Source organism: Pseudosulfitobacter koreensis, from assembly GCF_024733015.1.
Taxonomy (GTDB): Bacteria; Pseudomonadota; Alphaproteobacteria; order Rhodobacterales; family Rhodobacteraceae; genus Pseudosulfitobacter; species Pseudosulfitobacter koreensis.
Genome location: NZ_JANKJG010000009.1, coordinates 1 through 11,753 on the forward strand (window position 1 = coordinate 1; position 11,753 = coordinate 11,753).

Here is an 11,753-nt window from a genome sequence, read left to right on the forward strand (position 1 = left end):
TCAGAAGCTGCAAAGAAAACACGAAAGGAGACGCAGCCATTGACCAAATCATGACCGCTGATAAACAATAAAGGGTGGGTCAAATCTCGGTGAAAATACCGGGTCAGTTCTCAATGAAAACCAACAGTCCACGCCGTCATGTGCCGAGGTGTAGACCGCGTCGCCCATGCGCGGTGCCTCGCTGTCGATCATCGATACAGGGTCGACGCCGTGCAATCCAAGCGGATTGCCGGTCAACGTGAGCCCGTTCGTGACATTGTATTCGTCGGCGGCCATTGCGACCGAAGCGAGAGACAGCGCCGCAGTCATGGTCAGCGCGGTGAGGTTGAAGAGGGTCTTCATGGGTCTGTTCCTTTCAGACGTTGGGGGTGGGGTCCGTGGGTCGTTGCTTCAGGCAGATCGCGCGATGCGTTCAACGGCGTCGTCCGTCCACCACACGCCGTTGGCGACCATGCGGAAGTTGATGATCGCGGCGAGGTAGCCGTCGCCTTCGGGCACCTTCGCGCCCGCGGTGGCGTCGCGCACCACGGCAACCTCGAAGCCAAGCTCGAGCAGCTCGTAGAGATGCGCCTGGGTGCAGAGGTTGGCCGACATCCCCGCGAGGATAATCTTGTCGATGCCGCGCTTGCGCAGTTGCAGGTTCAGGTCGTTCTGGGCGGGGCTGTAAACCTTGTGCGGCGAACAGATGACCGTCTCGCCGTCCTCGATGTATGTCTTGTATTGCGGCATCCAGTCGGCGCCCGAGCCTTCGAAACCGTCAAGCGACAGGGGGCTCGGCCGGTCGAACATGCCGATGCCGTGCATCGTTTTCTCAAGCGTGCCCTCGAACTCCCATTTGTGGTCGTGCGGGAAATAATAGTGCGGCGAGATGAAAACCGGCATCCCCGCGGCCTTGGCAGCGGCAAAAAGCCGTTCGATGTTGTCGACGGTGCCCTGTTCGGTCACGCTTTCCCCGACGACGCCCCAGGTGACGCCGTCCTCGGACAGAAAGTCGATCTGAGGGTCGGTGACGACAAGCGCGGTGCGGGCCGGGGCGATTTCCATGTCGACCTGGGGCAGGCCGGGGGCGGCGGGGTCGGCATAAAGGGCGCGGGCCTCTTCAGTGGCGGCGGTTGCGGTGCTGCCGGCCACGGCAACGGTCCCCGCAGCGGCGGAAGCTGCCGCCCCCGCGATCAGACGCCTTCGCGCCATGTCGACCCGCTCGGGGGTGACGTCGCAGCCGCAGGCGTGGTCGTGCGTGTGGTGATGGTCGTGATCATGGTCCATTTCATGGCTCCTTGGTTGTGGTCGCAACACGCCGGGCAGCGCGTTGCATGGGTCGTGGGGGGCGATGGTCTCTGGCTGCGGCACAGCTCTCTTTGGCGCAGCGGGGCATGGGGCGCGAAGGCAGAAGCACCGCGTCACTCAAGAGCGAGAACGAAATCTGACGCACCGATGACTGTCGAGCGCTCTGTGAAGGACTTGCCCGGCATCGTGAACGGTAGGGCCAGAATGCCGGTCAAAACGGCGGTGCCGATCGTGATCAGAACCATATGGGTCATCTCGCCCGGCCGGATCGGGGGCTCCGACGGCGGCGCAATGCGGCGATCGTCGCGCGGCTTTGCCGTGGTGGGGTTTTTTCCTGTGGTGTCAGTCATGGCGGTGGCCTCTTGCTTGGCGGTGCGGGCTTGCCGGGGTGTGCCGACGTCCGACCTCTGCGGGGTCAATGACCTGACGTTATGTGATGGGATGCGATCTGGTATTGGCAGGGCCTGCCAAGCACTTGGCCGACCCTGCCATCGGTCGCCCGACCTCCCAGCCTTGTCCGTCGACGGCAATTGGTCGGCGAGATGAGGATACCGTTAGCCAAACCGGTCGCCCAAGGGCGGGTCGTCCCAAGGCCTGCACAGCCGGATCATATCAAAGGTTTGGAGCCCGCCGCCTGAACTGCGCCGGGGCCTGGCCGACCCAACGCTTGAATGCCCTGGTGAACGTGCTCTGCTCGGAGAAACCGGTCAGGAAAGCGATCTCGGCGATCGAGCTTGTACCTTCTCGGAGAAGTTCCTTCGCGAGCGAGGATTGCGCCTCGGTCAGGACGTCGCGAAAGGTCAGCCTCTCCTGGGCGAGACGGCGATAGAGCGTCCGTTCGCTCATCCCCATCTTGCGCGCGATATCCACCGCTTGCGGTACGCCATTGCTGAGCGCAGGCGTCAGGCACCGCAAGAGGGCAGCCCGCAAGGACGTATCGTCCTTGAGCGAGCCAATCTCCGTCTCAAGGTGGGCGGTCAGGAAGTCCGACACCGCCGCATCGCCCAGCCGGTTCGGCAGGTCGAGCATTGCGGGCCTCAATGCGATGGTGTCACGGTCCGCCCCGAAGTGGACGGGGCAGCCGAAATGCGCGGCATAGCGGTCCGGATCGCCACGGCACGCGTGGCGGAACGACACGTGTTCGAGGACCAGTTCCCCTTGTACGATCTGGCGCATGTTGTGCGCGGACCCGGCCAACGCGCCTTCGTTGCGAAATTCCAGCACGGGGTGATGCCCCGTTTTCGCCTCGAAGACAAGAAATGCCGGATCGCCAGAGGCATCGAGGCGGTAAACCGCGGTGTCGGTGACCACCCGCCAGTACCGCTCCACGCGTTCCAGCGACGCGCGCAGCGTCGGCGCCGTCTTCATCGCCAGCCCAAGTACGCCGATATCGTCGAGGCGGATCGCTCGCGCATAGCCTGCGAGCAGTGCAACCTCGTCTTCATGCCCCTGGCGGATCCAGTCCAGAAGATCGAAATAGTCGGTCTCTGCAAGTCGGCCATCCGTGGGCTGCGGCAGACGGCGCACGACGACATCGCCCGAGACAAGAGCCCCGTCGTCCCTCAGCGTCATCCCGGCCGCATGGGCCATCGCGCGCGCAAATGCGGCTGTCACGCTCGGCATGGCCAAAGCTAAGCCGAAAGCGTCGCGGGAACCAGTTTTTTGACGCCGCCCGACACGCCACTGCGTCATTCAGGCGCTCAATTCGCGCTCGGATGAGGTCTTCCTCGCGAGGTCGCGCTCGAGACCCGCGATCCGGTCGCGCAACCGCGAGATTTCACGCTCGCGCTCGGCTTCGGTCAGACGGATCGGGATGTGCTTCGGGCAGTTCCAGTCGAACGCGTCGATCCGGATAATGATGCCGCGCTCGGCCCGCGGACCGTCGACGCCGTTCAGAAGATCGACCACATCAGCGTCCTCGGTAATGCGGACATGCCCCCAGAGCTTCAGACGCTCCCGGCAGGCGTAGTCGACGGCGATGATCGACACGCGGTCGTCGTGGCGCAGGTTGCCGACGCTGATGTACTGCCGATTCCCCCGGTAGTCGGCGTAGCCGATCGTGCGTTGGTCGATGACCTTCAGGAATCCCGGCGCGCCGCCCCGGAATTGGACATAGGGCCAACCGGTTTCCGAAACGGTAGCTTGAAACACGCCGTCGCGGGCGGACAGGAATGCCGCCTCGCGCGGCCCGAGCTCGGCGCCGTCGTCACGCTCGGGCGAGAGCACGCGCGCATAGGCGTCCGCCGACCCGAAGCGCTGCTGTTCCTCGCGGACGAGGGGCGTGAAGGCGATCTCTGCATAGGCGTTCGGCATGGCGCGTCTCCTACAGTCCGAGGTCGGTGAGGCCTGGGTGATCCTCGGGCCTCGCGCCAAGGTCCCAGTCAAACAGGCGCTGCCCTTCGGTGATCGGCAGATCGTTGATCGACGCGATGCGTCGGCGCATCATGCCGCCCGCGTCGAACTCCCAATTCTCGTTGCCGTAGGCGCGGAACCAGGCGCCGCTGTCGTCGCGATACTCGTAGGCGAAGCGTACGGCGATCCGGTTGTCGTGATATGCCCAGAGTTCCTTGATCAGACGGTAATCCAGTTCGCGGGTCCACTTGCGGGTCAGGAATTCGACGATCCTGTCACGCCCTGCGAAGATCTCGGCCCGGTTCCGCCACTGACTGTCGGGCGTGTAGGCGAGCGAGACTCGGTCGGGTTCACGGCTGTTCCAGGCATCTTCGGCCAGCCGGACCTTGATCCGGGCCGAAGCGACGTCGAAAGGCGGCAAAGGAGAACGTGTCATCTGGCGAAACTTTCTTGTGTTGGCAAATTTCGCCCCGGTCGCGGGGCGGGAGGGAGCGTGGGGGGAGGCGCGACCGGGGCGTCCGCGGTGTCAGGCGGCGGTGGCGCTGACAACCGGGAAGTCGATGGGCGTGTCGAACGCCTCGTTCAGGTAGTTGGTGAGGGTGTTGAGCGCGACATGAGCCACGATCTCCACGATCTCGGCGTCGTCGTAGCCCGCCATCCTTACCGCCGAGACGTCGGCTTCGGAGACCTGTCCACGACTGCGGACAAGTTTGGCCGCGAAGCGCACCGCCGCATCGGCCTTCGGATCGGAGGAGCCGCCGGCGCGGTTCGCGGCGATCTCGGCCTCGTCGAGCTTGGCAAGGTTCTTTCCGAGATAGGCGTGCGCCGACAGGCAGTAGTCGCACCCGTTGATCTGCGCGACCGCCAGCGCGATACGCTCGCGTGTCTGCGGCGTCAGGCTGCCTTTGGCGAGCGCGCCGTTTAGGCCGAGATAGCCCTCGAGCGTAGCAGGGCTGTTCGCGGTGAGCCGGAACAGGTTCGGCGCGCTGCCGAGCGACTTTCTGACGCCCTCGAGCAGGGGCTGGGAGGCGGCGGGCGCGGCGTCGATCGAGGCGGGAAGTGGAATGCGGGACATGACGGGGTATCTCCATTTGGTTTGATCCCCCGAATGTAGGGATGGACATCACCGTCGTATTGGCTCGCTCTGCCAGGCATTTGGCTCGATCTGCCATGTCGTTTGTGATACGGATGCCGTGAGGGCCGAAGCCGTGACGATCGACACAATCATCGATGTAGCTGTTCCCGTCGCGGTCTTCGTGATGATGTTCGCGCTTGGCCTCGGCCTGACGGTCGCCGACTTCCGCCTGACGCTGAAACGACCGAAGGCTCTCCTTGTCGGAGTTGCAAGCCAGATCGTCCTCGTTCCTGTCGTGGGCTTCCTGTTCGTGTCGCTGTTGCAGCAGGATGCGGACCTGGCGCTCGGCATCGTGCTGCTCGCGCTCTGCCCCGGCGCCGCGATGAGCAACCTGCTCACCCGGATTGCGGGCGGCGACGTGGCCCTGTCCGTATCCCTGACGGCGGTCAGCAACCTCCTTTCGGCGGCGACCCTGCCGGTGCTTTCGCTGCTGGCGGCGGGACACTTCCTCGGTAGCGAGGCGCCCCGCATTGAGCTTGGGGATCTTACGCTGCGCGTTGTGGCTGTTGCGACGGTTCCCGTGCTTCTGGGAATGGCAAGCCGCCGCCTCGTCCCCCGTCTGGTCGAACGGCACGAGCCTGCTGTCTTCCGCCTGTGTTTTGCTGTCTTCATCGCGATCATCGGCTGGTCCTTCATGGAAGTCGCCGACACGGTGCAATCCGGCCTGCTTTTGATCGGGTGGCAGCTTGCGGTTCTGACCTTCCTGCTGCTCGGCCAGGGCCTTGCCGTAGGGCAGATCTGCGGTCTGTGCCCACCGCAGCGTACAACCATCGCCGTCGAGACGGGTGTGCAGAACAGCGGGCTGGGGCTTGCCGTGGGAGCGATGCTATGGGGTGATGCGACGGGTTTTCCGCTCTTCGCGATACCTTCGGTCGTTTACGGCACGCTGACCTATGCAATGACCTTTCCGGTGGTCATCCTGCTCTCGCGCGCCTGGCAGCGCGTCTGAGGCTGGAACATCGAGCAAGAGCTAACCGGTCAAGAGCCGACTTCGAGAACAGTAACGGTCATTGGGTTAGTGCGCAGCGAATTCACGCTTTCCGCCCTCACTTCAGTTATCTCGCTGATGCCGCACTGATCGGACGGCCGCAGCGTACGACAGACAGATCAACATATCGGCTGTCCTAAATCACCGCGACTTCCTGTCGTTGGCAATCAGGTTTATGTTTTTTTACTTCGCCCGGCAGCTCAATGGCCAACATCTTCACCGCTGTAGCTTCCACAAGGTGAAACCCATCATGAAAATATTACCTGACATCGAAACCTATGCCGCGCTGGACTTCGAGGCTTCCAGCCTTGCGCAGGATAGCTGGCCTATCGAAGTTGGCCTTTCCTGGATGGAAAACGGCGATGTACGGACTTGGAGCTCGCTGATCCGGCCCGCTCCGGAATGGAGTCTCTCTGCCTGGTCCTCGCGGAGCGCTGCGGTCCATGGCGTCACACATGAAGCATTGCACGACGCTCCGACCGCACCGGGGGTCGTTGAAGAATTTTTCAAGATTCTGGATGGAAAATCGCTCGTATCCGATGCCCCCGAGTTCGATGCCCGTTGGTTTTCGCGGTTGTTGCAGGCCGGTGGGTGCTACACGGTACCGACGGTCGCGGATTACCACGATGTGTCCTTTGCGCGGTTTTCCGGCCTGGCGCTTGATATGCTTTATGAAACGCTGGGTCGGCATCCGGCACCTCACCGCGCGGGGCCCGATAGCGCACGGCTCCTCAGGGCGTGGCGAGTTGCCCTGCAGTATTGAGAGACGAGGCGCGGCACGTCAGGACATTTCACCAGAGACCTTCATCGTCCTGTAGCCGGATGGGCAATGTCATCGTCAATACTGGTCAACCGGGTTTCCATTTGCACTGTAACCGTTGGCTGACGATCCGCGGGTTCCACGCGGTCGAGAAGATCGATGACGCCGGGTGCCGACTATCAGCGCCTCGTCAGGGCCATCGGAGCTTGTCCCCCTGAAGATGTGGGTGGCTTTCTCGGCTACGCCGACTTCCTCAAAGTCATCGCCGACCCCAAGCACAATGAGCACGACCGGATGTTGGAATGGTATGCGGGAAAGTTCGACCCTGAAGAGGCAGAGATTGGCCGTATCCTCGACAACTTCGAGCGCCTCGCCAAAAAGTGGGCACCAAAGCCGCGCAAACCAAGGGCCGCACCCAAACGCCTCTGATCAATATAGCACGGCTGCGGCCTTCGGCGGATGCTTACGGCGAACTTTTGCGTTCCGCCCTTCCAAGTTCTGCTCGGATCAGAGGACGCGAGCCGTAATGGGGCCGCTTTGGGCTGCTTGTCGTCACCTGAAGCTTATTTCACCCCTCCACAGCTGGATACATTGGCATGTCTCAGTCACTATCCGGCGCATCCATCATTAGGTCTGCCGTCACCGACACGACGTTACGCATTATCGGGGCGAGTGCGCAGGAAATGGCGAACACCTGCTGCGCAACAATCAGGATGAGCGGTCGAGGTGCAGAGACGTCATCAGCTGATGATGTGAAATCCGGGCTTCGATGGCGCGTTGGTCTCCGAGACGCTCACATCGGTGACCTTCGCTGAAGCTGGACCTCGATGAAAAGCCGCAATTAGCGCCTCGACCATTTCGTCGTCCCCCGCAATAACCGCTTCGACCGACCCGTCTGGTCGGTTCTGGACCCAGCCAGAAATGCCGCGTGCCTCCGCCTGATCCCGCGTCCACGCCCTGAATGAGACGCCCTGAACCCGTCCCGTCACATGCACATGCTTTGCCATCATGATTTCACTTGGCCAATCCCGCAATCATCATCAGCGATCTGATTGTGGGAAAACCTTACCATTAAGACTGTCCCTCCGGAACCCGGCGATAGCGTTCAGGGGGCCATGACATGCCTCACCTGACCGGTCATCGGGAGGAGCCGGGTATGCCAGGTGCAGATTTATCGAAATATTTGCTTCGTCTTGAGGCACATTGGCCAACTTCTTCATCAGTGGTGGTCGGCGAACCAGAGGCGTCGTCACAAAACGTGCTTCGCGCTGTTTCGTGAAAGCGGGTCCGCGCCCCGGTTGATGAGGAGGAATTGAGCATGTTCAGGCTTTTGGAGGGGCGCCGTCGTCGTGGTCGCGACGGTTACCTTGCAGAGACGGATTGCAGAAAAGGCGCCCCGAAATTCGCGAAAACAAGGTGACGTTGCGTCATCCGCGTTATCGCGGGAAGAATGATGACCGCAGATACTGGGAACAGACCGAGCAGTCCTTTCGGTGAAACGCCGACTGCAAGCAAACCCAATCTTTTGGAGCCCTCCCACATGACCATGAACACCACCGCCTCGATGGCGGCAATCGCAAAGCTGCGTGACAAGTACATCAAGACGCAACGCGATATCATCTTTCAGAAGCACCTCGACCTTCTCCTGCAACGCGATGACACTGGTGGTCTCTTGCCGAAGCCGGTGATTTTCACCGCGACTGGCGATACGCACGGCATCGCGCTGGTGGAAGGTTCGGGGGGCGGCAAGACCTCGCTCGTTCATCACGTGCTGGACAATCATCCCGTGCTGCAGAGCGACGACCCCGGCTACAGGCCTGTCATAGGGGTGCGTGTCCCAAGCCCTGCGACGCTGAAGAGCCTCGGCTGGGAAATTCTGCGGGAGACTGGCTACTCTGAAGTGTCCGTATCACGCAAGGAGTGGGACATCTGGCGGCTCGTGAGGGCCCGGTTGCGGATGCTCGGTACGGTCGTTCTTTGGATCGACGAGGCGCACGACCTTTTCAGGGCCGGGAAGGGGATCGAGGATATTCTCAAGATGCTGAAGTCGGTCATGCAAGGGGAGGGCGCTGTCATCCTCGTTTTGACCGGGGTCGACAAGTTGTGGCAGATGGCGTCTTACGACGATCAGGTCAAACGGCGCTATTCCAAAGTCACCATGCCGTCCATCTCTGCGGCAACGCATGAGAAATCGTTGCGCAGCCTTGTTCAGTCCTTCTGCGACGAAGCGGGCCTCCTGCCGCCCCGGGAGGTCGACCTCATTGATCGGCTTGTCTATGCGAGCCGCGGTCGTTTCGGACGCTGCATCGAGAATATTATTGCTGCCCTGGAGATGACTGTTCTGAAAAATGAAACCCAAGTCACGGTTCAGCACTTTGCGGAATCGTGGGCCATGCAGGAGGGTGCCGTTCCCGGCATGAATGTCTTCCTGTCGCCGCGCTGGACGGACATCGACCTCGCGAAACTTCATGAGGCACGCTGAATGGAAAATTCAATGAGCATGCTTTCCCCGCGCCTGGCCTTCGAGAAAATCGAATCCCCATTGGGGTTCGCGGCCCGCCTGGCAGCGTTTCACATTGGCAGTCGGACCGGACCGTTCCTGCGCGATATCGGTGTCAGCCTGACCGATTTGGCACGCGGACAACCTGGTGCCATCCAGCGACTTGCTGACCGGGCCGGCGTTGCGCCTGAGGAACTCAGGGCCAATGCCGCCCGGGGCATCGACCGGCGCCATTTTGATCTGCGCGGTGAAAACGTGTCCGCAGAATTTCTCGCGACGCCGTACACGGTGTTCTGCCCGGCATGCCTATTGGCTGACGATCGAGCATCCGGGGGCAGGGTGGCATTCCGTCACCATCGCTGGACCTGGCAATTGTGTGTGGTGCGCACCTGTCCGGACCACGGGCTGCCACTGTTGCGCCGCAAGGCGAATTTTTCGGGTGACCGCTTTCATGAGTTTGCGATCATGGTGCCCGAGACAGGCGATCGGCTTGAAGATCTGATTGCGCCGCTTGCGTCTCGGACAGTCTCACCCTTGCAAACCTACGCACTTGACAGGCTGGACGGAAAGGTGGGCGCGCCTTGGCTGGACGGGGAAGGGATCGAACAGGCGGTTCGAGCAAGCGAAATGCTCGGAGTGCTGATGGTATTCGGGGCAAAGCCGAACCTCGACAAGCTGACGGCGGATGATTGGGATCGGGCCGGTCGGGTCGGCTACACGGCGACCTCGGAAGGCGAGGACGGCATTCGCCGGGCTTTGTCCAAAGTTCAGGGCGGCGTCGACTACAAAGGCAGCAAGCCCGGTCCGCAGTATGTCTTTGGTCGTCTCTACCAGTGGCTGGCGCAATCACGGGCGAAAAAGGATCCCGGCGACATCAAGCGGATCCTGCGCGAGCATATCTTCGAAACCATGGAAGTGCCGACTGGCACCGTTGTCCTCGGCGAAGAGCTTCCAGAGCGCCGCCTTCACACCTGTGCCACTCTGGCCCGTGAGACCGGGCTCGACCCACGGACACTTTGGGGCGTGCTGGCTGCGAAGGGCATAATTCCGAAAGATGCACTCCCGGGATCACACCACGTGTTCGATGCCGTGCGCGGTCAGGAGCTTGCGCGATCGATGCGCAGGCTTATCCCCGTGACCAAGCTCCCGGAAAGGCTCGGTTGCACATGGCCATTGGCGAAACAGCTCATCTCGGAACGCATCCTGACATCGATTGTCACCGAAGTTTCGCATGCCCCTGGACGCATGAAGAAGGCCGTCGACTCCCAGGATGTCGTGACTCTCATCGGGCGTCTTCAAGCCAGGTCGGAACCCGTAAAAAATCTGCCTGCAGGGATGGTCGATCTCGCGACGGCTGCCATGAAGTCGAACGCCCCGGCCGTCGAGATCGTGCATCTCGTCCTTGGTGGCTTCCTTTCAAAAGTTGCAAGGCTCGACGGGCTGGAAGGCCTTGCCGCGATCCATGTCAACCCTGCTGAAACCAAATCTGTTGTTTCCAAGGTCATGATTGGCCTCTCTCCTGCGGAAGCGTTCGGAAGAATCCCCATGCCCTTCGGGTCGGGGTGGGAACTTGTGACGGAATTTTCTGATCGCGCCCCTTTGCCAATGCTCAAAATTCGGTCCGCGAGCGGTGATCACACGATCCACCGGTTCCGGGCGGAAGATGTCGATGCGTTTCTCGCGGAGTTCACGACAGAGGCACGGATCGCAAATGCCCTTGGAATGAGCCAGCGCGATTTGAAACCGGAGATGAAGGCTGGCGGAGTGAAGCCGGTGTTGCGGAAAGCCGACATCGGCGTCAGATTTTTCCGGCGCCGCGACCTACCGGCGCGTTTCCAAGTGTAAAAAGACCAAAAAAATCAAATCGACATTATCGGCCGTCCTTCGGGGCGGCCGATTTTATTTGTGGCATTCGATCCCTTGTTTTTAGTATGAGACCTCCTGATTCCTGTGGCGGTCACAAATATTTTTTGATGAATTGAATGGCCAAATTAAGCTTGTCAAATGGCCACTTCTCCCGCCGGAGAAGAATTTCGATTAAGTAAAAACAGTGACTTACGGTTTTTGGATGGCCAAAATAAGCTTGCCGCCACACTGCTCTTGCTTCGGCTGCTGCAACGACGGCTCTGACGCCAGCTGATCCTGTCCAGCCGGGCAGGATCGGTTGAGCTTGCACCCTCGCCAACATGGCGTCATCAAGAGGCAATGACACCCCAGGAAAGCCACATCAGGCTTTTGAGCCTGTGTGAGAAAAAGCAGTTCGGATCGGCCGTCAAACTTGGCTTGGAATTGGTTCGCATCTATCCGACCCAGCCTGCGTTCTGGTACCTGCTGGGCTGCGCGCAGAGCGAACTTCTAGACTGGGAGGGGGCGGCGCGGTCATTCGAAAGCCTGCTTGAACGCGACGAGCGCAATGCCGTCGGGCATTTCAATCTTGCCTGCGCGCTGCAAAGACAGGACAGGATCGAAGATGCAATTGCGCATTTCCAGCGCAGCATCGCATTGGCCCCGCAAAACCCGAGGGCGCACAACAATCTTGGGAATGCTCTTTTCAAGCATGGCAGGGTGGACGAGGCCATCGCGTCCCAAAAGAAGGCCGTGAAGCTTGACCCTGCGTATCTCGATGCGTTTTTCAACCTGGCGAACAGTCTGAAAGCGGCAAGGCAGCTTTCGACCGCCATCTCGATTTGCGAACAACTTTTGCAGCGCAGGCCAGATCACGCGCCCACGG

The 11,753-nt window shown here is 61.0% G+C and carries 13 protein-coding genes and 1 pseudogene; 6 read left to right on the forward strand and 8 right to left on the reverse strand.

Features of this window, described 5'->3' with window-relative positions; translation table 11 throughout:
* Positions 1-48: 48 nt before the first annotated feature.
* From NTA49_RS12310 to NTA49_RS12340, 7 genes are all read right to left on the reverse strand, one after another.
* Entirely contained in the window at positions 49-342 is a 294-nt protein-coding gene (locus NTA49_RS12310; protein WP_258295091.1) for a hypothetical protein, read from the reverse strand.
* A gap of 48 nt (positions 343-390) precedes the next feature.
* Positions 391-1,266, reverse strand: a complete 876-nt coding sequence (locus NTA49_RS12315) for a cysteine hydrolase (RefSeq protein ID WP_258295092.1) — start codon at positions 1,264-1,266, stop codon at positions 391-393.
* A gap of 134 nt (positions 1,267-1,400) precedes the next feature.
* On the reverse strand, positions 1,401-1,637 hold the full coding sequence (locus tag NTA49_RS12320) for a hypothetical protein (RefSeq protein ID WP_258295093.1): 237 nt from the start codon (positions 1,635-1,637) through the stop codon (positions 1,401-1,403).
* Between the two features lie 262 nt (positions 1,638-1,899).
* Entirely contained in the window at positions 1,900-2,979 is a 1,080-nt protein-coding gene (locus NTA49_RS12325; protein ID WP_258295094.1) for a helix-turn-helix transcriptional regulator, read from the reverse strand.
* The gene (locus NTA49_RS12330; protein ID WP_258295095.1) at positions 2,980-3,600 is read right to left on the reverse strand and encodes a pyridoxamine 5'-phosphate oxidase family protein; all 621 of its coding nucleotides are present in this window, start codon (positions 3,598-3,600) and stop codon (positions 2,980-2,982) included.
* Positions 3,601-3,610: 10 nt separating this feature from the next.
* Positions 3,611-4,075, reverse strand: coding sequence for a nuclear transport factor 2 family protein (locus NTA49_RS12335; protein ID WP_258295096.1), 465 nt, complete (start codon positions 4,073-4,075; stop codon positions 3,611-3,613).
* A 90-nt stretch (positions 4,076-4,165) separates the two neighbouring features.
* Complete coding sequence (locus NTA49_RS12340; RefSeq protein ID WP_258295097.1) at positions 4,166-4,714, reverse strand: carboxymuconolactone decarboxylase family protein; 549 nt, start codon at positions 4,712-4,714, stop codon at positions 4,166-4,168.
* A gap of 133 nt (positions 4,715-4,847) precedes the next feature.
* Between NTA49_RS12340 and NTA49_RS12345 the strand changes: the two genes are divergently transcribed.
* The 3 genes from NTA49_RS12345 (at position 4,848) to NTA49_RS12355 (ending at position 6,951) form a co-directional block, all read left to right on the forward strand.
* On the forward strand, positions 4,848-5,723 hold the full coding sequence (locus tag NTA49_RS12345) for a bile acid:sodium symporter family protein (RefSeq protein ID WP_258295098.1): 876 nt from the start codon (positions 4,848-4,850) through the stop codon (positions 5,721-5,723).
* 214 nt (positions 5,724-5,937) lie between these two features.
* Positions 5,938-6,525: a 3'-5' exonuclease gene (locus NTA49_RS12350; protein ID WP_258295099.1), complete on the forward strand. Its 588-nt coding sequence runs from the start codon at positions 5,938-5,940 to the stop codon at positions 6,523-6,525.
* 156 nt (positions 6,526-6,681) lie between these two features.
* Positions 6,682-6,951, forward strand: coding sequence for a plasmid pRiA4b ORF-3 family protein (locus tag NTA49_RS12355; RefSeq protein WP_258295100.1), 270 nt, complete (start codon positions 6,682-6,684; stop codon positions 6,949-6,951).
* A gap of 311 nt (positions 6,952-7,262) precedes the next feature.
* Here the strand turns inward: NTA49_RS12355 and NTA49_RS17205 are convergent, their stop codons facing one another.
* The gene (locus NTA49_RS17205; protein WP_261368292.1) at positions 7,263-7,532 is read right to left on the reverse strand and encodes an acylphosphatase; all 270 of its coding nucleotides are present in this window, start codon (positions 7,530-7,532) and stop codon (positions 7,263-7,265) included.
* 530 nt (positions 7,533-8,062) lie between these two features.
* On the opposite strand from NTA49_RS17205, the gene NTA49_RS12360 reads away from it, so the two are divergent.
* The 3 genes and pseudogenes from NTA49_RS12360 to NTA49_RS17300 form a co-directional block, all read left to right on the forward strand.
* On the forward strand, positions 8,063-9,004 hold the full coding sequence (locus NTA49_RS12360) for a TniB family NTP-binding protein (protein ID WP_258295101.1): 942 nt from the start codon (positions 8,063-8,065) through the stop codon (positions 9,002-9,004).
* Positions 9,005-9,016: 12 nt separating this feature from the next.
* Entirely contained in the window at positions 9,017-10,867 is a 1,851-nt protein-coding gene (locus NTA49_RS12365) for a TniQ family protein (protein ID WP_258295102.1), read from the forward strand.
* 360 nt (positions 10,868-11,227) lie between these two features.
* A pseudogene (locus tag NTA49_RS17300) lies at positions 11,228-11,707 on the forward strand (tetratricopeptide repeat protein); the annotation flags it as partial.
* Positions 11,708-11,753 lie beyond the last annotated feature (46 nt).